Origin of the sequence: Grimontia sp. AD028 (assembly GCF_000973155.1) — a bacterium.
Lineage (GTDB): Bacteria > Pseudomonadota > Gammaproteobacteria > Enterobacterales > Vibrionaceae > Enterovibrio > Enterovibrio indicus.
This window is the reverse complement of the sequence record NZ_LASY01000092.1, coordinates 1-20,285: the sequence shown is the minus strand read 5'-3', so window position 1 is coordinate 20,285 and position 20,285 is coordinate 1. Positions and strand designations below refer to the sequence as shown.

At 48.5% G+C, this 20,285-nt stretch carries 18 protein-coding genes; 11 read left to right on the top strand and 7 right to left on the bottom strand.

Annotated features, from left to right (window positions below; translation table 11 throughout):
• The 5 genes from RN22_RS18840 to RN22_RS18820 all read right to left on the bottom strand — a co-directional run bounded on the left by RN22_RS18840 (window position 1) and on the right by RN22_RS18820 (window position 3,446).
• Window positions 1-1,002: a response regulator gene (locus RN22_RS18840; protein ID WP_046306672.1), complete on the bottom strand. Its 1,002-nt coding sequence runs from the start codon at window positions 1,000-1,002 to the stop codon at window positions 1-3.
• Window positions 1,003-1,119: 117 nt separating this feature from the next.
• Complete coding sequence (locus tag RN22_RS18835) at window positions 1,120-1,425, bottom strand: AzlD domain-containing protein (RefSeq protein ID WP_046306670.1); 306 nt, start codon at window positions 1,423-1,425, stop codon at window positions 1,120-1,122.
• A complete protein-coding gene (locus RN22_RS18830; protein ID WP_046306668.1) occupies window positions 1,422-2,162 on the bottom strand; it encodes an AzlC family ABC transporter permease in 741 nt (246 codons plus the stop codon). Before RN22_RS18830 ends, RN22_RS18835 begins: the two co-directional genes overlap by 4 nt.
• Window positions 2,125-3,045, bottom strand: a complete 921-nt coding sequence (locus tag RN22_RS18825; RefSeq protein ID WP_046306666.1) for an AraC family transcriptional regulator — start codon at window positions 3,043-3,045, stop codon at window positions 2,125-2,127. The genes RN22_RS18830 and RN22_RS18825 overlap by 38 nt, the downstream gene beginning before the upstream one ends.
• A 194-nt stretch (window positions 3,046-3,239) precedes the next feature.
• Window positions 3,240-3,446 carry a cold-shock protein gene (locus RN22_RS18820; protein WP_002536803.1) on the bottom strand — a complete coding sequence of 69 codons (207 nt, stop codon included), beginning with the start codon at window positions 3,444-3,446 and terminating at the stop codon, window positions 3,240-3,242.
• A gap of 554 nt (window positions 3,447-4,000) precedes the next feature.
• On the opposite strand from RN22_RS18820, the gene mak reads away from it, so the two are divergent.
• The 11 genes from mak to RN22_RS18765 all read left to right on the top strand — a co-directional run bounded on the left by mak (window position 4,001) and on the right by RN22_RS18765 (window position 16,460).
• Window positions 4,001-4,900, top strand: a complete 900-nt coding sequence (gene mak, locus RN22_RS18815) for a fructokinase (RefSeq protein WP_046306664.1) — start codon at window positions 4,001-4,003, stop codon at window positions 4,898-4,900.
• Between the two features lie 142 nt (window positions 4,901-5,042).
• Window positions 5,043-5,597: a response regulator transcription factor gene (locus tag RN22_RS18810; RefSeq protein WP_046306662.1), complete on the top strand. Its 555-nt coding sequence runs from the start codon at window positions 5,043-5,045 to the stop codon at window positions 5,595-5,597.
• 259 nt (window positions 5,598-5,856) lie between these two features.
• On the top strand, window positions 5,857-6,438 hold the full coding sequence (locus tag RN22_RS18805; RefSeq protein ID WP_231590931.1) for a chemotaxis protein CheW: 582 nt from the start codon (window positions 5,857-5,859) through the stop codon (window positions 6,436-6,438).
• Window positions 6,439-6,453: 15 nt separating this feature from the next.
• Window positions 6,454-8,553 (top strand): CHASE3 domain-containing protein, encoded by a 2,100-nt coding sequence (locus RN22_RS18800; RefSeq protein WP_046306661.1) that lies wholly within the window; start codon window positions 6,454-6,456, stop codon window positions 8,551-8,553.
• A 15-nt stretch (window positions 8,554-8,568) separates the two neighbouring features.
• Complete coding sequence (locus RN22_RS18795) at window positions 8,569-9,480, top strand: protein-glutamate O-methyltransferase CheR (RefSeq protein WP_052737566.1); 912 nt, start codon at window positions 8,569-8,571, stop codon at window positions 9,478-9,480.
• Window positions 9,473-11,029 (top strand): chemotaxis protein CheB, encoded by a 1,557-nt coding sequence (locus tag RN22_RS18790; RefSeq protein ID WP_046306659.1) that lies wholly within the window; start codon window positions 9,473-9,475, stop codon window positions 11,027-11,029. The genes RN22_RS18795 and RN22_RS18790 overlap by 8 nt, the downstream gene beginning before the upstream one ends.
• On the top strand, window positions 11,026-12,786 hold the full coding sequence (locus RN22_RS18785) for a chemotaxis protein CheA (RefSeq protein ID WP_046306657.1): 1,761 nt from the start codon (window positions 11,026-11,028) through the stop codon (window positions 12,784-12,786). Before RN22_RS18790 ends, RN22_RS18785 begins: the two co-directional genes overlap by 4 nt.
• Window positions 12,787-12,867: 81 nt before the next feature.
• On the top strand, window positions 12,868-13,821 hold the full coding sequence (locus RN22_RS18780) for a hypothetical protein (RefSeq protein WP_046306655.1): 954 nt from the start codon (window positions 12,868-12,870) through the stop codon (window positions 13,819-13,821).
• Window positions 13,822-13,930: 109 nt separating this feature from the next.
• A complete protein-coding gene (locus tag RN22_RS18775) occupies window positions 13,931-14,875 on the top strand; it encodes an SPFH domain-containing protein (RefSeq protein WP_002536820.1) in 945 nt (314 codons plus the stop codon).
• Window positions 14,876-14,878: 3 nt separating this feature from the next.
• A complete protein-coding gene (locus RN22_RS18770; RefSeq protein ID WP_046306653.1) occupies window positions 14,879-15,379 on the top strand; it encodes an NfeD family protein in 501 nt (166 codons plus the stop codon).
• Between the two features lie 151 nt (window positions 15,380-15,530).
• The gene (locus RN22_RS18765) at window positions 15,531-16,460 is read left to right on the top strand and encodes an aminoimidazole riboside kinase (RefSeq protein WP_046306651.1); all 930 of its coding nucleotides are present in this window, start codon (window positions 15,531-15,533) and stop codon (window positions 16,458-16,460) included.
• Here the strand turns inward: RN22_RS18765 and RN22_RS18760 are convergent, their stop codons facing one another.
• Complete coding sequence (locus RN22_RS18760; protein WP_046306650.1) at window positions 16,461-19,091, bottom strand: ATP-binding protein; 2,631 nt, start codon at window positions 19,089-19,091, stop codon at window positions 16,461-16,463.
• A 22-nt stretch (window positions 19,092-19,113) separates the two neighbouring features.
• The gene (locus tag RN22_RS18755) at window positions 19,114-19,989 is read right to left on the bottom strand and encodes a phosphate/phosphite/phosphonate ABC transporter substrate-binding protein (RefSeq protein WP_046306648.1); all 876 of its coding nucleotides are present in this window, start codon (window positions 19,987-19,989) and stop codon (window positions 19,114-19,116) included.
• Between the last annotated feature and the right edge of the window lie 296 nt (window positions 19,990-20,285).

The following is a 20,285-nucleotide window of genomic DNA, read 5'->3' as shown; positions in this document are numbered from 1 at the left end:
TCAAGTCTGCATTTCAAAGATGGACTTGTATTTGGTGTCTTCTTGAACGACGTGTTTTACCCACCAAAAGCGCAGAAGTCGGAAAAAATCGGTTTTGTAGAAACTAGGATCTGCCTGACATTTAAGCACCACAAACTCAGCTTGTTTGATGAGGCGTGCATGCATGTCTTTGTGCATTTTCAGCCTCGGGTAGTCAGCCTCTATGAGTAGGGCTTCTTCCTGCTCGATGTGGTGTTTGATGTAATGTTGAAAGCGCCTAGCAATGTCTTCGTACTCGTTACCTTCATGGTGATTCACCACAAGGTCATAGGTATCGTTAATAATGGCGAGCAGTTCCTTATTGCTTTCATCCAACTCGTGATGACCGACGGTAAAGCGGTCTTGCCATTTGATGAATTTCTTGCGGTTATCTGGTTCAGGCTGTCCCTCCGCAGCGGGTGGGATAATCGGCTCCTGTGACAAAAACTCTGGCGAGATTGGAGCCTTGTGCTCATGAATAACCTCATCGACCTCTTTGAGTATCTCATCGGTAAAAGCGACGGTGCCATTCATCTGGAATGCTGTGGATTTTGCGGGGTCTTGCTCATACATCGAAAAGTAATGCTCAACAGTTTTCTTGGGTTTGGCTTGTAATGAAAGCTGGTTGATGCGTTCCTGGAGCGATTGTCTGTTGACGGGTTTAACCAGAAAAGCGTCAACATCGAAAGCGATACACTGGGCAATCACACTCTCGGATGCATTGGCGGTTAGAATGATGATGGGAATATCATGAGGCAGGCCATAGCGCCCACTGCGGATCAGCCGCAGCATTTCAAGGCCATCAATAGGCTCCATCTGCAAATCCGTGATGATGAACGATGGACGTTCATGGTAGAGCTTGGAGATTGCATCAGCGCCATCAATAGCCATGATGCAATCATTAAAGCCGAGAGACTTCGCCATAATCGCGATGGTCTCCCGGATCATTTCATGGTCATCAACAACTAAGCACTTTTCCAGCATTTACAACCCCGTCAAACATATACTCTCCCTTATTAAGGAATAGTCTAGAGGGCTGATTTTTCAATGAAAGAGAGCCTGGTTTTAAAAATGAGATTATTAATTCTGATACAGATCTCGTTAGCGGATTAACCAGAAGAAAATCATTGAAATTACGACCGTTTTCAGAGTGCTGAGACGCATCAGGCTGAGTGCACATACGAACACTCCCGCCAACAGGAAAGGATTGTCGAGTGATATGTCGATGTTTCCTTGAGGGAAAAGGACAATGGGCACGACTAATGCGGTGAGAACGGCGGGTGCTGAATATTTCAAAATTCGTTGCATCACTGGCGTGACCCGGAAGGGAATGCTCTGAGCGAGAAAGAAGTAACGAACTGAAAAGGTAATACAGGCCATGCCAATGATCAGAAGCCAGATATTCATTTGCTTTTCTCCCCATCTTTTTTGCTGCGAGTGGGCATAACACTTTCACACACAAACCCTGCCATCATGCCTGTTAGGGCAGCGGCGATGAGTGCATTGCCAAAACCTGCCAGTGTAAATATCGTCATGGCTGCAAACGAGACCAACACACAAACCAAGACGGGAATATCTTTGATGCTTGGAATCACCAAAGCGAGGAAAGTCGCGGCAATGGCAAATTCCAACCCTAGTTCTTCGATGTTCTCAAACTGGGTTCCACCGAGCACACCCAATAAGGTGGCAAGATTCCAGCAGAGATAGAAAAAGGCGCCACTGAACAAGGCGTAGTGTTTATCAAATTGACCTGTCTTCTCTACTTGAGCTGCACACAGTGCATACATCTCGTCGGTCAACAGAAAGCCGAGAGCAACCCGCCATCTAAAGGGTAACTGACGGATGTATTGGCGGAAATTCACCGAGTAGAGCAGGTGGCGGGCACTGATGACGAAGGTGGTACCAAACAACGTGCTCCCTGGCACCCCCGCACCCATCATGGTAACGCCGGAAAGCTGCGCAGCACCGGCAAAAACAAACAGTGACATGGCTTGTGCCTGCAAAGGGGTTAATCCCATTTGGACGCCCAGTGAGCCACAGAGCACACCCCATGGGATCACCGCCACGCTGAGCGGAAACATGTCAGCGCAGGCGCTGAGCCAAACTCTATTCATCATGGTTAATGTGGGATTGTCCTTGTTCATGCGAATCCTTCGATTTATCCAAATGCGGGAGAATGCTTTCAGTTTTATCAGCGAGCCGAATCGAAGAATTGCACAAAATTGCTTTCTGGTATTGCTTGGGCGTGACGCCAATAGCGCGGCGAAAATGACGGTGGAAATGGCTTTGATCGTGGAAGCCGCAGGAAATCGCGCAGTCGGCAAGACTAAAACCGTCTTTCATCATGTGCTGCGCCCGGCGGACACGTTGCTGGATCTGGTAGGCGTGAGGAGGTAAGCCAAAACGGGCTTTGAACTGTCTGACCAAGTGATAAGGGCTGACGCCAGAAAGCTCACTCAATGTTTCCAGATTGACGGTTTCTGTGGCGTTTTGATGCAGATACTCCCTGACCAAATCGAGTTTAGGGCCAATCTTGACGATGTCTTCTGGCAACTGTGGGCGCTTGTTAAACCGACACGTCAATGAAAGTAACACATGATGGGTGAAGGTTTCAGTGAGCAGTGGATCTTCATTGCTGCGCAACAGGGAGAAGAGCATTAAAAGTTGGTTTGATAACTTGGGGTCTTCTTCAACAGCGAAGGGGAAATACGGAACTTTGGAAGCCAGCCCAAGATCTTTGGAAACCGACTCAAATTGCGCCTCAGTCGGGTACATGGCTTCGTACGTCCAGCCACCTTCAGTCGCAGAGTGGCCATCATGAACTTGGTCCGAATTAACAAGAATAATGCTACTGGCTGGCGCGACGTGATAACCACCGGTTCGCCAAAAACGCTGTGCGCCCTCGCGAATGACACCGACGGTATAACCCTCATGAGTGTGGCGGGAAAAAGCTTGTTTCTCGTAGGTGGCTTCCAACACCTCCAAGCCGCCTAAAAGAGGGGATGATTCAAATTTCGCGCGTTCCATTGCACTCCTTGCTTCACCCAAAGAAAGATTGGGTCACCAGAATCTTAGGAGTATACCGAAAGCAGCCGATAAAAATTTGTACAAAATTGCGATAGCGGCAGCGGGCGAAATGAAAAAAGAGGAATGTTTGGTATTCAGATAAAGAAAAAGGACGCCACGAGGGCGTCCTTTCAAATTCTCTGCGAGAAGAAAAATTATGCTTTTTCTACGTTTGCAGCTTGTGGGCCTTTTTGGCCTTGTTCGATTTCGAATACTACTTTTTGGCCTTCAGCCAGAGTTTTGAAACCTTCGCCAGTGATAGCGCGGAAGTGAACGAAAACGTCTGGGCCATTTTCTTGCTGAATGAAACCAAAACCTTTTTCTTCGTTAAACCACTTCACGGTACCGGTAGATTTAGACATGTTGTCTCCTGAATATATTTCCATTTGTAACATTGCGCGAACGCATTAAGACCTTTTATTAATGAATCATTTATGGTGGCAAATGTAGCGAATAGCTTCAGGACAACTTACTTTTGCGAAGGTAGGGTGTAACGAAGTTTTCAATTGCAGCATAAAGAGCTCTATTAACCAGGCCGAACGATAGTACCACAGAGCGGCCAATTGTATAGCTAAATTATGGCCTATCTGCTTCACCATGTGCTTTGTGTCGCCCAAAAGGCGAAATCTGTCAGACTAAGCTGACCAAATTGAGCACTTGTTAAAAATAGTCGGATTTCTGGGAAAAGAAAGTGAGACATCTCTCGATTTTCAAATCAAAAAGTGTATTTGTTCTAAGAATCATAATGTTAGGCAGCTGATTGAAGTGAAAATGTCACAGCTTTGTCAAATAAGTCCACAAAGTCAGACTATCTTGGTGAGACAGCCCGTTCTGATGTTTCGAGCCCGTCACTGTTTGAATTCATAGAAGAAAATAAAATCATCAATAGCAAACAAAGCGTTCGGGAGGACCTTGAGTGAAAATTGGGATTGATCTTGGCGGCACGAAAATTGAGGCCGTTGTACTGAACACCAACGGTGAGCAGGTTTTTGTTGAGCGTGTACCTACGCCACAACATGACTATCAAGGCACATTGGATGCGATCAAAGGCTTGGTTGACCGAGCCGAAGCTGCAGTCGGAGAACGGTGCACTGTTGGGTTAGGGATCCCTGGTACGCTTTCCCCTGTCACCGGGAAGGTAAAAAATGCCAATTCAGTTTGGCTAAATGGCCAGCCGCTGGACAAAGATTTAGGCGCGCTGCTAGGCAGGGAAGTGCGTATTGCCAACGATGCGAATTGCCTCGCGGTATCAGAAGCCGTTGATGGCGCAGGAGCTGGCAAGCATATGGTTTATGGCGTGATCATCGGTACAGGTTGTGGGGGCGGTATTTCGATTGATGGCAAAGTCCATGCTGGTGGTAATGGTGTGGCAGGAGAGTGGGGACATAACCCATTGCCTTGGCAGAATGACCAAGACCGTCATCATGCGGATCATATTCACTGCTATTGTGGACGCCCAAGTTGTCTGGAAGTGTTTATTTCCGGCACCGGATTCTGGAAAGATTTCGAGCTGATGCATGGTGAAACCCTGCGTGGACCCGAGATCATGGCGCGTGTTGCAGAAGGTGATGAAGCCGCTGAAGACTGTATTCAACGTTATGAAGATCGTTTAGCCCGGGCACTGGCTTCTGTGGTGAACGTGTTGGACCCGGATGTGATTGTGTTGGGTGGCGGCATGTCTAACGTTGAACGCTTGTACACCAATGTGCCAAAGCTGATGAAAAAGTGGGTGATGGGTGGCGAGTGCGATACACCCATCGTCAAAGCCAAATACGGTGACTCAAGCGGCGTACGTGGCGCTGCCTGGCTCTGGTAAAGATTCATAGTGGCATGGCGTCCTCCGCCATGCTCTCTTCCTCAATTTTCTCTCTTACGCCAACCTCAGCGAATGTCTCTATAGTTACAAGGTGATTCTCATTTCTAATACTTCAGTATTTGATGGCATTTTAAGGGGACGTATGAAGATCATTTTTGCGGACGATATGGCAGACATGCGCGAGGCTATCATTGAGTCTTTGGATGCAATTGAAAAAGACTTTGGACCATTTGAAATTCTAGGGCAGGCGAAAGATGGCAGGGAGCTTATCTCTTTGGTAGAGCGTAATCCTTCGGTGGATTTGGTACTCACCGATCTGCGCATGCCCAACATGGACGGCTTATCAGCGTTGGTTTACTTAAGAGCAAATTGCAACGTTAAAAATATTGTTGTCGTTTCCAGCGAGAGTATGGCTTCCATCTCCCAGGCAGAGAAGATAAAAGTGGACGCGGACACAGAGGAAAAGCTGGCGTTGCTCGATAAAATTGCCCACCGCGTCATTGATGATGAGGAGGTGGAAGGCAAGATCAGTTCCATTTTGATTGGCTGTGAGAAGCTCAGATTGGATCCTATTCAGGTGGTCGAGTATTACGGTGCTACTGGCTACATGCGTAAGCCCATTACGAAGAGAAAAATGCATGGCTTGTTTGAAGAGCTGAGCAAAACAGACTCCTTCATTAATATCGGTATTGTTTAAACCCGTTAACTGGTTATCTGCTCGTTTCAGCAGATAACCGCCCTTCCTTCCTCCACGCTTTTCCCCTCTCTTTCATGCTGTTATTGATGCTGTATGCGTGCGTTTAATGCCTATTGATAGCTTTGACATTGAGACGTGCTGGCCTACTGTTAAATCAATGCCTCAACATTTTCTCAAAAATAAAACATGAGGATGCTGTAATCATCGGGTGTTCCAACCCGTTGTTTTTGTTTGAAGCCTGATGCTTGAAGGGCAAGTGATGGACAGTGTAGCTGAGCGTTATCCGGACAAAGGGTTCGACCTGAGTACCGGATCCAAAGAAGCCGATCATCACAGCGGGACGAGGTTAAAACAGAAAAACCTCATCTTCTCGCTGGATGAAGAGCAATACGGAATCCCGCTTTCTTCTGTGAAAGAAGTGATTGGCATGGTGAAAGTCACGCCCATTCCTCATATGCCGTGCTTTTTCAAAGGTCTTATCAATCTCCGCGGGAAAATCATTTCTGTTATTGACCTCAGGTTAAAGCTCGGGCTTAAAGAAAAAGCCTATGAGCCCAAGAAAACCGCCATCATCATCAGTGATGTTAACTCCCTGACCGTAGGCACCATAGTGGATGATGTGAATGAGGTCGTTGGTTTCACGGATGAACAAATTGAAACCCAGCTCGAAATATCCAGCAGCGTCAAGCGTGAATATATCCATGGTGTAGCAAAGGCGGATGACAACAGCCTGGTGTTGTTGCTCGATATTCTCAACGTGCTTGAGCCGGAAGAACTAGATCTGATTAGCAAACAAGTATCTGCGCCGCCAACGTCAGGCAGTGTGGATTTTGATATTTAGCAGAGGACACAAGTCATGCTGGAAAAGCTTTCCTTAAGGGCAAAGATTGTTTTGGGCAATGCAGTAGTGCTTCTGTTCCTTATCACGCTTGGGCTCTTGAGCCTCAATAGCATTAAAAATCTTAGCGCCACAGAAAAGTGGGTGGAGCATACCCATGAGGTTATCAATAAAGCGCAAAACCTGATTGCCGCCGCCATCAACATGGAAACGGGTATGCGGGGCTATTTGTTGGCAGGTGAAGAGCAGTTTCTTGAGCCCTACAATGAGGGGCAACGGGAATTCGAAAATATCGTCAAAGAGCTCAAAGAGAAGGTCAACGACAACCCCCAACAGGTTTCTTTGCTTGAAGATGTGGAAACAACCATTGCTGACTGGCAACGCAATGTGACTGAAGACGCGATTTTACTGAGACGCTCCATTGGTAATGCTAAAACGATGAACGACATGAGCATGACCGTGGGTGAGGCGAAAGGGAAAGCTTATATCGACAGACTGAGAGAACTGATCGATAGCTTCATTGCCCAACAGCGAGTGATATCAAATCAAAATTTCTCTTCTTCCCAGCTTGATGGTGACGTCGTTGCCAGTGCTCTGCTGATTAAGGTGGCGGCGCTGGATATGGAAACGGGGATGCGAGGATTTTTGCTCTCAGGACAAGAGGCTTTTCTTGAACCCTACGTACAGGGAAATAGCCAGCTAAACCGCTTGTTGATGAGCCTCAAATTGGAAGTGAGGGACAACCCGATTCAGCTTTCCGTGCTGGAAAACATCGAAGAAGTGGTTGCTGACTGGCGAAGTAATGTGTCTGAAAGCTATATCGCATTAAGACGCGAGATTGGCGATGCCAAAACCATGGACGACATTTCTGATTTGGTGGCACAGGAGCGTGGGAAGCAGTATTTCGACAAGTTCAGAAGCTTAATGGACACTTTCATTGAGCGGGAAGAAACCCTGATGGCTGCGCGAACGCAAGCTGCGCATGAAAGTGTCACCAATACCTACATCACCATCATTGCAGGCATGGTGTGTGCAGTGATTGCTTCCATTATCGTTGCTTACTTCCTGAGTGCGGCGATCATGCGTCCGTTTAGAGACATCTTCAAAGGCCTGACAGTGTTCAGTTCTAAGGAGTTGGAAGAATTAAGTGAGTCTTTCAATGACGTAGTGAAACGTATGAATACTGGGGCATCGAACGTCGCGATGATTGCTGGAAACATTGAAGATGTCTCCCAGAACCTTTCTCAAATCACCAACAGACAGGCCAGCTCAGTAGAGGAAACATCAGCCAGTGCTGAGGAAATTTCCAGCATGGTGCAGAACAATGTTCAATCGGCCGAACATTCACGGGACCTGTCACAAGAAGTTGGGGATAGGATGACAGATCTCGACGAGGCCATGTGTCAGATTTCCGAATCTAACCACAAGATCTCTGAGTTGGTGAAGATCATCGCTGAGATTGGGGCGAAGACAGAAATCATCGATGAAATCGTATTCCAGACCAAATTACTTTCGTTCAATGCGTCGGTCGAAGCCGAAAGAGCGGGCGAGCATGGCAGAGGATTTGCTGTCGTCGCTCAGGAAGTGGGAAATCTGGCTCAAATGAGCGGGAAAGCCGCGACAGATATTTCTGCCATCGTGAAACAAAGTATCAATGAAGCCGAAACCATCGCCAAAGAAAACACCAGCCGTGTGGAAAATGGGGGCGCTATTGTGTCTGAAACGCGCCAACAGGCGCAATCAATGGTGGAAGGCGCAACCAACATTTTTGAAGCGTCCAACGAGCAAGCCAGAGGCATTCAGGAAATCAGCAATGCGGTTGAATCGATTAACAAAGCCACACAACATGCCGCGTCCATTGCTGATCAGGCTTCGAATTCAAGCTCTGAATTGACCAGACAAGCTGCAGATCTCAACAATCTGGTCTCGCACTTGAGCAATTTCTTGTGTGGGCACGACGTGGAAACCAAGGAAGAGAGCCAGCAACAAACATCTAAGAACTGGCAGGAAAACCTTGAGCCGGATTACAGCCGCCCAAGCAGTGTTCGCCCTGCCAAGGACATCAGTGATGATGTATCCATGGAAGGGGATAACCACAGCGCCTGGAACCGATTGTAAGTAACGCGGTGGCCCATGGTGCAGAAAGTCGACCCTCTTAACTTCAAAGCGCTTGATAACGTGACTGAAAATGTCAGCCGCTTTGATGTTTCCCGGGCGAAGCTGTCCCCAAGCGAATTCCGGCACTTTGCAGATTTGATATACCACCAAGCGGGGATCCGAATCTCTCCTGACAAACGCACCATGTTGGAAAGCCGTCTGAACAAACGTCTCTTCGCACTCAAAATCCACTCATTCAAACAATATGCCGACTACCTGAAAGCCGACATGAGTGGACGGGAATTAACAGAGTTCACCAACGCCATCACCACCAACAAAACCGAGTTCTTTCGCGAAGCCTACCACTTTGAGGTGTTGAAAAAGGACATAGTCGCCCGTCATCGCTCAGATTCAGTGTTTATCTGGTCAGCGGCCTGCGCCAGTGGGGAGGAGCCTTATTCCATTGCCATGATATGCGATGAACTCCGACAGGAGTTCCCCGGCTTTGAAAGCAAAGTCCTAGCGACTGACATTGATACTCAAAGGCTCGCGATGTGTGAGAGCGGCCGTTACGAAAAAGAAAGGTCGAGCGAGATCCCCACCCAGTTCAGGCACCAATACGTTACCTTCTCTGACAATCCGAATGACGACACATTTGAGATGGCTGAAGTGCTCCGCCGCCAAATCAAATTCCGCCAACATAACCTGATTCATTTCTCTGACAAGTTTGGTATTCAGTTTCATTACATTTTCCTCCGCAATGTCCTGTTTTACTTTCCGGCTGCGACTGGGGAAAAGGTTGTCCGTTCTTTGCTGAGCCAGCTACAGCCAGGTGGGCTGATTTTTGTTGGTTTGACAGAAACATTGAACAACATGGAGCTTGGGATAGAACAGGTAGGCTCCTCGGTCTACAGAAAGGTGGTAGCGAAAGGGCGTGGTGATGGCTGATACCCAGGTCAGCTCTGGTGAGCTGTGTTTCTTCTTTCGCAAAAACGCCTGGATGCAGACGTTAGTGGGCACTTGCGTCACTGTGTGTATTTGGGACAAGGAAAACCGAAGCGGCGGTATGTGTCACTACCGACTGCCGAGTGCGCCGGATAACTTTTCCCAAAATAATGATGCCAATGACTTTGGTTGCTTTGCCATTCCCAACTTGCTGCGTCGGTTCAAGCACACCTCTTCGCGGCTCGAAAATCTGACGGCCTGGGTGCTTGGTGGTGCCCAACTTAAAGGTGGCGACTTCCTACAGTCACAGCAAATTGGTGTCAGGAACATCTCAGTCGCGTTCGAATTGTTGGCACTCTATGGCGTGCCTGTGCTCGGGGTGTCAATTGGCAGTTCAGAAGGGCGACAAGTCCGTTTCAACCCTTTCTCCGGTGAAGTGGACTTTCGCTTTGTTGCCGAGCAATACCCGCCATCCAGAGATTCCCACTCCAGGATAACCAAGTTGCACAGGGTATTTTCGACGCAGACTGCGCTAAACCAAGAAGATTTTTCTGAAGTGCTGGAAGATAGAGATGGCCTGAGCATAGAAGGTTTTCCTGATGCCGAAACCTTGTTTGAGGAAGCCTCAACATTGGCGCCGGATGCGATTGTGATTGATACCCATCAGCTGTCAGGAATTCAAAGGTTAGGTGGAGTAAAGAGCGGAGAGAGTGTTCCCATCGTTGTGATTTCTCCAAATGTTAGAGCACTAACGGGCGCTGAGTTCCACCAACTCAATCAGGCGGTGGGCAGGTACCAATTTGTGGCGACACCGCCCACCTTTAATCAGGTTTTAACCTCTGTGCTTGCGACAAAAGCCTGGCTTTATGAAATGGGGAAATGTGCCGACATGCTCGAACCACGGCGAACCCCCGTTCCTGTCGACACGGTGGTGCTCCTTGGCGCGTCAACCGGGGGAATAGATGCGCTGGATTGCGTGGTAAAGAATCTCCCAAGCCCCTTTCCGCCCGTTTGTATTGTTCAGCACATTCCGTCCGACTATTCCCACTCGTTGGCTGAGAAGCTCGACAAATCGTCCCGGCTCCGTGTGCGTGAAGCAGAAGATGGCGTCCTGCTTGAAAGTTCTCATGTGTATGTGGCACCGGGAGGAAAGCATCTTAGGCTCATGCAGCTACCGGATGAGCGAGTGGTAGTGAGGATTACCGACGACCCGTTAGTCAATGGCTTTCGACCGTCGGTGGATTACCTGTTTCAGTCTGCGCTCAGGATCAAAAAACTCAAGAAAGTGGCAGCCTTGATGACTGGGATGGGAAGAGACGGCGCCAAGGGGCTGCTAAGCCTCAAACGTGATGGCGCATTCACCATCGCGCAGGATAAAGAGAGTTGCGCCGTTTATGGCATGCCGAGAGCGGCGAAAGAGCTGGGAGCAGTATGCCGAACCGTTCCTTTGATTGGCATCGCAGGTGTGATTGAAGCGGCGGTGAAATCATTTCAAACGCAGGGTTCAGAAAACCTATCCAAAACGGCGGCAATGAATGGGGATGAAGGATGAGAAGAAAAGCATCGCAAACGACCCATTTGAAAGCGCTGGCAGAGAAAGCCCAGCATATTGAAGCTCTGATAGATGACACTGCATCGCTTTCCAACGTGAATGAGGAAATCGAACAGTTCATTACTTTCCATGAAGGTTACCAAGCCAATGACATGACGCCTTATCGCGCTGTTGATGATTTGCTGCTGAATATTCAATCGCTGACAGATTATCTTGCAGCAGAAGATTGTGAGCTGGATGAGACGCTCAGCGAGCTTTTAGCTCGGGCCATTCATGCGGTGGCCGAGGACTTCCGCTCGTTTATCGACGGTCAGCCGAATGAGGAATACAGCGAGATCAAAGAAGCCTTACTGGCCGATATGGCGACCTGTTTTCTGAATAAGGAAACGTTTGATATCCGCTTCTGTGAAGATACCTTTGCGTTCGAAGGTGATGTGGCGGATGAGTTGGCTTATCTCTGTTCTTTGGTTGAACCGGAAGGCCAGGAAAACACATCGAAGACAGTGTCAGGGCGTAAGTTTCTGTCAAAAACCAAGACGCCAACGAACTCCCCTCTCCAGTCGAATTTCGAGCAGACCACACGTGTGAAATCCCAGCTGCTGGAAAAGCTGATGAGTCATACCGAAGAACTGGTTCAGATACGCAATATGATGGTCGATTTGGCCGAGCAGGAAGACAACCAGCGCCTGACAGAGCTTTCTAACAAGTTGATGACCATCTCTGACAACATGCTGGGTGACCTGCTGAAAACCCGGATGCGCCCCATCGGTAACTTACTGAGTAAATACCGGAGAATGGTGCGTGATCTCTCCAATGAGCTGGGGAAGAAAGTCGACGTTGAGATCATCGGTGAGAACATCGAGCTCGATAGCAATGTATTGGATGCCATTAATGAGCCGATGACCCACTTGGTGAGAAATGCGGTTGACCACGGTTTTGAAATGCCTGATGAACGCATTGACGCAGGGAAACCAATGATTGGCCGACTGCTCATTCACGCCTACAACGAATCGGGCAAGGTCGTCATTAACATTCAGGATGATGGCAAAGGTATCGATACCCAGAGAGTGCTGAATAAGGCCATCAGCACGGGGGTGATTTCACAAGAGCAAGCGGCCCGGATGTCAGACAAAGAAACCATGGAGCTGATTTTCCATTCTGGGCTTTCCACATCGGAGCAAGTGAGTTCTGTGTCGGGTCGCGGTGTGGGAATGGACGCGGTGAAACGCAAAGTAGAGGAGATAAAGGGCACTGTCGATATCTACTCAGAATTTGGTATCGGTACCGAAGTCTCAATGATGTTCCCACTGACAATGGCAACGCTGAAAGTCGCCTTACTGCAAATCGGTGGCCTGAATTATGCCATTCCGTCTTCTGAAATTTCTGGGATTGTCGGTGTCAGCCGCGATGATGATGAGATTTCCATCCGGTTTGATAACGGCGCTGCCACCATGCTGAGGAAAGGTACTGTCACGCCTTTGATTGAAGCGAAGGATTATCTTGGGGCGCTGGCGAGTGAAGAACGCTTTCAGTCTCTGTATGAACAGGGAAAGTCAGTCAGTGTGGTGACCTTTAAAGATAGGGGGCAGCACTGGGGGTTGGTCGTTGATGATGTGCGCGCCTTCTTGGATATCGTGATCAAACCCTTAGATAAGAGTATGAATCAGGAGAAGATTTTCTCCGGTGCCACCGTATTAGGAAACGGTGATTTGGCTTTGGTCATCAACCTGAAGAAAGTGCTGCGTTTTGCGCGCTAGTGATACTCAGCGCCCTTTGTCCGGGTTGCTGATTTTGTTCTTATACTTAAGACAGACACGGTTTCTTGATTGGGGGGATAGATGAAAATTCTCGGGAGCTTTTTGCTGGAAGCGGGATTGATTTCAGCCTCCGATCTTGCCGACGCCATGGTTGAGCAGGTGAGAAAAACACCACACAGCGTAGAGATCCTCTATGAGAAAGGCCTTATTTCCCCTGAGCAGCTTCTTGCGATTGTTACGCTTCAAAATGATGAAAACCTGGATTTTAGAACCGCTTGCCTGCAGCTTAATATCTGGAAAAGTGAGTTTATCGACATCATCAATAAAGAAGTCGAAAAGCGCCGGGGAACCTTGGGTCAACTGCTGGTAGAAAGAGAACTTATCGACCCTCCTGTTTTGCTGTCTGTGATTAAGCAATATCACGCCTACCGTTCTGAAAATAATAACGATTTTGCGCTTTTCTCCGAAAATGCCATTTTGGATTTGGCCGAGGAGTCTGGCAGTGACGGTGCGCCTGCGATTAACTATGAGCCGGATTTCTCGCAAGCGTCTGAGGGCAACACTTCCGAATATCTGGATCTGTTCTCAGAAGAAAAAGAGATTGCTCTCGAGTTGATGATCCTGGCGATTGAAAAACTGGGAAGCGACAAAAGCGAAGATTCTCCGGAAGAGTTGTTGGATAAGTTCTTCACTGAATATCACTCACTGAAAGGGACGGCGAGAGGGATTGGGGCTGTGTTGACGGAAAACCTAATCCACGAATCAGAGGATGTGCTCGCGTTCTATAAACGTTTCCTGCACAAACTTGAGAGTTCAGATTTCTCCGCTTTGGCAGCGGTGAACCTTAATGTGTTAGATGTGTTGAGCCAACTGAGGAATGAACTGGTCGTCGCGGAATCCGAGCAGAGCTTCTGGGATAAAGAGGATAAGAAAGCGAAATACCTCAAAGTGTTGGAGGATATCCATAAGCTCAACAATGAACTTCAAGGGCGTGGCTACAAAGTGGACATTGAAGAAGTCAAAGACATGTTCTGATTTGGTGCATTAATTTTCTCCCCCCGTCTCAATTTCCATATATTGATGCACAGTGGAAGTACCCCATTCGATATGATGGGTGAAATTTCAATCAGTTGGGGTGGTAACAATGGATTTTCTGGAAATCTTACCTTCACTCATCAATACCTGGGTCATTCTTGCGGTTTTGGTGGTTATTGCGCTGCGTTCAGCAGTCAAATTCGTTCCTCAGAATACGGCTTATGTGATCGAGCGTTTTGGTAAATACAACAAAACCATGGAAGCAGGTCTGAACGTGCTGGTGCCGTTTATTGACCGTGTGGCGTATGTGAGAACCCTGAAGGAACAAGCGTTCGACGTACCTTCACAGTCGGCAATTACCCGTGACAACATTTCACTGGTTGTGGATGGCGTGCTGTACATTAAGGTGTTGGACCCGGTGAAAGCGTGTTATGGCGTTGATGATTACATCTTCTCCGTGACTCAACTGGCACAAACCTCTATGCGTTCTGAGATTGGCCGCATGGAGCTGGATAAGACTTTTGAAGAACGTGAAAGCCTGAACACGGCTATCGTATCTGCTATCAACGAGGCGGCGCAGCCTTGGGGTGTGCAGGTGCTGCGTTACGAGATTAAAGATATCGATCCTCCTCGCTCAGTATTGGATGCGATGGAGCGTCAAATGAAAGCAGAGCGTGAGAAGCGAGCTGCGATTTTGGAATCAGAAGGTGCACGTCAGGCAGATATCAACGTCGCGGAAGGTCAGAAGCAAGCGCGGGTATTGGCTGCAGAAGCAGAAAAGTCCGAGCAAATCCTGAAAGCAGAAGGTGAAGCTCAGGCGATTCTTGCGGTTGCACAAGCGCAGGCAGAGGCTCTGGAAGTGGTTGGTCGCACGGCGGCAACCGAAGAAGGCCAAAAAGCCATTCAGCTTGACCTTGCAGACAAAGCGATTGAAGCGAAGAAGGCGATTGCGAAGGAGTCTTCAGTGGTATTGTTGCCTGATAGCCAATCCAGTGCAGCATCGCTGGTGGCAGAATCAATGAGCATCATTAACACCCTGAATGCTAGGAAATAACTTATGGATTTGATGTCGTACCTGCAAACCAATTTGGCCGAATCGACCGTTATCATTGGATTAATCCTGCTGATCATCGAAGTGTGGCTGTTGGGTCTTTCCACTATCGTTCTGCTGGCACTGGGTGTGTCAGCCATCGTGACGGGCGGTTTGGTATGGGCAGGAATCATTCCGGAAACGTTAACTGCCGTGATTGCGGGCTCAGGTATTGGTGCGGGTGTGCTTACTGCTATTCTCTGGCGCCCGCTCAAACGATCGCAAAAAGGTCCTCGCCGTGAATACAACATTCACAGCGACTTTATTGGTTTGGTTTTCGACCTTGAAGAACAATTGGACGCAACCAATCCAGTGACGGTGAAATACTCTGGTGTGAACTGGAAGTTGGTCTTAGGACCAAAACACCGCAACGAAGTGGTTCCTGCGGGTGGATCGGTGAAAGTCACTGCAGTCGATGTAGGCAAATTTATGGTTGAGCCTGTTAGCGATAACGGCGGAGACTCCTGAGTCTGTATTGACGGGAAACGATTGAAAAGGAAGCTGAATAGCTTCCTTTTCTTTTTCCAATAAACAAAGCACCTTGGGATGTGTCGCTTGGGTATAGTCGATATCGCGGCCTAAGCTAAACCGTAGCGAATTCAAACAGGGACGAGAGTTGATGAGTAAAGTGTGGTTAACGGGAGATGCGGTTGTTGATTTGATCCCCGATACGGAAATGACTTACCTGAAATGCCCCGGCGGCGCGCCTGCCAATGTGGCAGTTGCCGTTGCCAGGCTCGATGGTGATGTAGGTTTCTTTGGGCGGGTTGGAAACGATCCTTTTGGCCGTTTTCTGGCGCAAACGCTGAAAAAGGAAAGCGTGAACATCGATCATCTGGTTTTGGATGAAGACAAGCGCACTTCAACCGTGGTGGTGGACTTGGATGACAGCGGCGAGCGCAGCTTCACTTTTATGGTGAAGCCGAGTGCTGACCAGTTTATGCAGCCAGAAGACATTCCTGTTTTTGGTGCGGGAGATTGGCTACACACTTGCTCTATCGCCTTGGCCAATGAGCCGACCCGCAGCAGCACCTTTGAGGCAATATCGCGTATTAAAGCGGCTGGCGGCTTCGTCAGCTTCGACCCTAACCTTCGCGATGAAGTTTGGCAGAACCAATCTGAGATCATTCCGGTTGTGATGCGTGCTGTCGCAATGGCGGATGTGGTGAAATTCTCAGATGATGAATTGCTGTTCCTGACACAGAAAAGTGAACTGGAAGAGGCTTTGGCCGAGGTGAAAGCGTTGGGTGTTCCGATGATTATGATCACCCAGGGTAAAGAGGGCGCTTGGCTGGTGATGGATGGTGTTCAGTCGCTTATCACCGGAAAAGTCGTGAGCCCTGTTGATACCACAGGGGCTGGAGATGCATTTGTGGGTGGTTTGCTGGGGTATCTTTCCCGTATTTCTGGTGATAGCTGGAAAAACGCAGAAACGGCAAAAGAGGCGGTGTTCTGGGGAAATGCCTGTGGCGCATTGGCGACCACGCAAAAAGGTGCGATGACCGCACTGCCAGATTTAGCGAGCCTTCAGGCTTTTATCGATAGTTAATCAAGTTTTTGCTGCTTCTATTCTGGAGGCAGCGGCTTGGTTTATAGCGTCAATCAGATCTGCGCGTTTTAGGGGCTTGGTGAGGTAATTGTCCATGCCCGCATTGATTGCCCGTTCAAAATCTTCTTTCCCTGCATGGGCGGATAGCCCAATAATGTATAAGTGAGGGACATCATGTTCCTGCTCAAATTGACGCAAACGTGCGGTCAGCTCATAGCCATCGATAGTTGGCATCGAAATGTCAGTGATAAGGATGTTGAACGGGTTCTTCTTGTAGTAGTCAATCGACTCCTTACCGTTCTCAAAATAAACAACATTGTCTGTTACCCCGGCAAGAAATATTTTGGTGACTTCCCGGTTGTATTCGATGTCATCGACCACCGCTATGGACAATGATTGCAACGCTGAATGGTCATTTTGTGTTTTGACCGGTTGGGAAGCAATAGCGGAAGGTTCCATCATCAAACTGAGTTGTAATTCTTGCAGTAGTTGACCCATGCGAAGAGGCTTGACGATAAACCTTTGCTCAATGCCATTCGGATTTCGCTCAAAATTAGCTAAATTTGGGATCACGCCAACCCAAGGACAGTAAGGTTCAGGAAGAAGATCCGCTGCATCGGCGGCGAGAATGACAGCGGCATCAAATGTTGTCTTCGATGCTTCCAGCACGTCCGGTGTTGTCAGGTAAGTCAGTTTTGCCTGCCAATGGGTAAAATAGCGATCAATGATTGGGCGATGTAAAGGGTCGGCATTGATGACGGCGATGTGTTGGTTTATCAGCGCGCCTTGGGTGCTTTCTAAATCTTCAAAGGTCGGTAAGGTGAGGGAGAAAGAAAATATACTTCCCTTACCGAACTCAGACTGTACTTCCAATTCAGTACCAAACAGCTCAAGCAGGTTTTTCGTAATGGAAAGCCCCAAACCTGTTCCTTCATAACGACGGGTCGTGGAACTGTCGACTTGCTCAAATGCTTTGGTCACATTTTCAATTTTGTCTTCCTGAATACCAATGCCTGTGTCTTCGATTGAAAAGGTGAATGTGGAGTTCCGGCTCTGGGGGTCATACTCGCCGCGCAACTGGAAACGGATGTAACCATGTTCGGTAAACTTGACGGCGTTACTCAGCAGGTTATTAAACACCTGACGTAACCGTAGCTCGTCGGTTTGCACCTCGGTATTCAGGCTGGGAGGAATATCGATAACCACCGCCAAATCTTTACCCGCAGCGGCGAGGGCAGCGAGAGAGGCGGCATCCTCGATAGTGTCGGCCAGACAGAATCTTTCTGAGTCCAGCTTTAACTTTTTCGCCTCCAGTTTGGAGAAGTCCAGAATATCATTGATAAGCTGCAACAGGTCTTTGGCGGAGGAATTGATAATGCTGGCAAACCCGGCTTGCTCCTTGGTTAAGGAAGACTCCTTCAGCATTTCAGACATGCCGATGATGCCGTTCATCGGAGTACGGATCTCATGACTCATATTGGCAAGGAATTGCGATTTGGCTTCGGTGGCATAACGGGCGGCAGAAGCGGCTTCTCTGAGCATTTCTTCAAATTCGTGGCGCTCACTGGCATCACGGACAATCAACACATACCGGTCAGTAATTCCGCCAGCATTGATGATAGGAAAGGCGGTAATTTCGGTTTGGAAAGACTTGCCAGTGCGGGTAAAGCATTCTGCCCTTACGGTGATTCGCTCGCCCTTATTGATGGCCTCCTGCAGTTGGTAGGCACCGACTTCAGACGTATGTTCACCGAACAGAAGTACCTGAAAGTCTTTATCACAGGTTTCCCGCTCTTTGTACCCGAGTAACTCATTCAGCGCGTCATTTGACAGCGCCACATAGCCACCCAGATCGATGATCAAATAGGCTTCGTGGGATTGCTCAACGATTTCCGCCAGCATTTTGTTTTGGGCAGCGAGTTGCTTGAACCGGTTCTTTTCTCGGGAGAGTTCTTCATAGGTATGGGAAAGAGCGACTGACATATCATTAAAGGCATTGGCGACCTGCGCCACCTCATCTTTGCCTTCTACGGGCACGGTTTCGCCAGGGCCATTTTTCTGGATTTTCAGTGCGCCTTCCCGAAGCGTCAATAATTGTTTTGTAAGTAATGAACCAAAGACAAGAGAGAACAGGGCAACCAACACCATTTCGATGGCTGCGATGGAAACAGCATATTTCTGAGCATCATCGATAAGCTGACTGAATGCGCTGACATCTAATCCGACTTCAATCTGGCCGACGACATAGTCATCGATAGCGACTGGATGGCGGATATCATAAATCCCATCAATCGCATCAGAGGGCGATTGCGCATAATCCGGTGCGACCGCGCCATCACTAAGGGTATTTGATTCTGCCAACACCTGTCCTTGGTCGTTCATGATTCGGATGTAGGCGATATCACCGTCACGAATCGCTTCACGGGTAAAGGCGCGGAGGTTGGCGAGGTCAGTGGAGATAATGGCGTCACGCACGGCGATGGCAAAGGTATTGGAAAGCCTGTTACCGTCGTTAATGATCTGCTGCTCGTTAGAATCCCTTAGCCAGCCGATCCCAGAGACAATCAGTATCGCGAGCAAGATAAGCTCGATAAGCGCAATACCCAGAATCGTCTTTAGGCGAAACGTCATCGCTTTTTAGATCCTGTCAGTGTTACTTGGCTTCAATCACGGAAATATTGAGGGCACGGACGTCATTCCAGTCATTGTCGACTGCACTTTGGAAGCCTTTGATATTCAATTTCTCCAATGCTTTTCTGCCATCTGGTGTACTCCCCAGCGTCACAAACGCTTCCTGTAACCGTCGGTGTTGATCGTCTGAAAGGGACGGGTGCGAGGCTATGGCATGAGGCGTAAAGCCATTAGTGGTGTGGAGTACTTTTAGGTTGTCTTTGGCGTTAGGAGGTGCCCCACCCAGTGTACGCACAATGCCGCCTCCTGCGTCGAACAGGCCATCAGCCACGCCGAGATAGGAAGAGTCGTGGGAACCGACATAGTGTGGTTCGAACACGATACCTTTGTTTTTGAGTGTGGCTTGAGTCAGCAAGGTGGCAGCAAATGCGGCAGGCGCAGGAAAGGCCAGCCTTTTTCCATCCAAATCTTCAAGCGATGTCACGCCCGACGTTTTCCGCACTACCAGAATGCCTTTAATTCGCTTGTCTTTGGCATGGGCAATGGCTTTGTAACCGGGTGATTGATTGAAAACGGTAAAGTGATAGGGGTTCATGTAAGCAATGTCATACTTCCCTTCCGCTAAACGTTTTTCAAACTCTGGGATGTTAGGTGCCGTGGCAAATCGGATCTTTAGGCCAGAAAGTTCACTGATCTCCTTCATCACCGGGCTCCAGCTTCGGATCAGTTTTGCTGAGGATTGCTGGGGGACAATACCAAAAACAAGTGGTTGGGACTCATCATCGTGTGCGCCTGCATGCGCCACAGCTTTGGTTGCAATTATTAGAAAGGCACTGCTGAGGGCGATACCCAAGGCAAGAATAGCCTTGCTAAAACTCCGGTTACCTATTGATCTCATTGCGAATATTTCCCTATCCACTGACATTGATTTAACTATAGTACAGTGTCTTACATTTGCGTCAGTCGCGGAGCGGATATTAAGCGCACACTTTATGGCCCTAGGGGCTGTTGACCTTTGGTGGTTAAATTTTGTTCTCGCTATAAGCGTTTTAGGCGCGGCGAGGTGTGTGCCGCCTAGTTATTCTAAGCAAATACACCTCAACAAAGCATAAAACGCTTAGAGTACGGGACGCGCAGTCGAACCCTTCGGGCAGCGTTTGTGGGGAATTTCTGCTGCGTTATCGGCTTCTCATG

Excerpts from the sequence above, each read along its gene's own strand:
- RN22_RS18760 (WP_046306650.1), bottom strand. The coding sequence starts at position 19,091 with ATGACGTTTCGCCTAAAGACGATTCTGGGTATTGCGCTTATCGAGCTT.
- RN22_RS18780 (WP_046306655.1), top strand. The coding sequence starts at position 12,868 with ATGAAAATTCTCGGGAGCTTTTTGCTGGAAGCGGGATTGATTTCAGCC.
- RN22_RS18765 (WP_046306651.1), top strand. The coding sequence starts at position 15,531 with ATGAGTAAAGTGTGGTTAACGGGAGATGCGGTTGTTGATTTGATCCCC.
- RN22_RS18830 (WP_046306668.1), bottom strand. The coding sequence starts at position 2,162 with ATGAACAAGGACAATCCCACATTAACCATGATGAATAGAGTTTGGCTC.
- RN22_RS18790 (WP_046306659.1), top strand. The coding sequence starts at position 9,473 with ATGGCTGATACCCAGGTCAGCTCTGGTGAGCTGTGTTTCTTCTTTCGC.
- RN22_RS18775 (WP_002536820.1), top strand. The coding sequence starts at position 13,931 with ATGGATTTTCTGGAAATCTTACCTTCACTCATCAATACCTGGGTCATT.
- RN22_RS18770 (WP_046306653.1), top strand. The coding sequence starts at position 14,879 with ATGGATTTGATGTCGTACCTGCAAACCAATTTGGCCGAATCGACCGTT.
- RN22_RS18800 (WP_046306661.1), top strand. The coding sequence starts at position 6,454 with ATGCTGGAAAAGCTTTCCTTAAGGGCAAAGATTGTTTTGGGCAATGCA.
- RN22_RS18805 (WP_231590931.1), top strand. The coding sequence starts at position 5,857 with ATGGACAGTGTAGCTGAGCGTTATCCGGACAAAGGGTTCGACCTGAGT.
- RN22_RS18810 (WP_046306662.1), top strand. The coding sequence starts at position 5,043 with ATGAAGATCATTTTTGCGGACGATATGGCAGACATGCGCGAGGCTATC.
- RN22_RS18785 (WP_046306657.1), top strand. The coding sequence starts at position 11,026 with ATGAGAAGAAAAGCATCGCAAACGACCCATTTGAAAGCGCTGGCAGAG.
- RN22_RS18835 (WP_046306670.1), bottom strand. The coding sequence starts at position 1,425 with ATGAATATCTGGCTTCTGATCATTGGCATGGCCTGTATTACCTTTTCA.
- RN22_RS18755 (WP_046306648.1), bottom strand. The coding sequence starts at position 19,989 with ATGAGATCAATAGGTAACCGGAGTTTTAGCAAGGCTATTCTTGCCTTG.
- RN22_RS18795 (WP_052737566.1), top strand. The coding sequence starts at position 8,569 with ATGGTGCAGAAAGTCGACCCTCTTAACTTCAAAGCGCTTGATAACGTG.
- RN22_RS18820 (WP_002536803.1), bottom strand. The coding sequence starts at position 3,446 with ATGTCTAAATCTACCGGTACCGTGAAGTGGTTTAACGAAGAAAAAGGT.
- RN22_RS18825 (WP_046306666.1), bottom strand. The coding sequence starts at position 3,045 with ATGGAACGCGCGAAATTTGAATCATCCCCTCTTTTAGGCGGCTTGGAG.
- RN22_RS18840 (WP_046306672.1), bottom strand. The coding sequence starts at position 1,002 with ATGCTGGAAAAGTGCTTAGTTGTTGATGACCATGAAATGATCCGGGAG.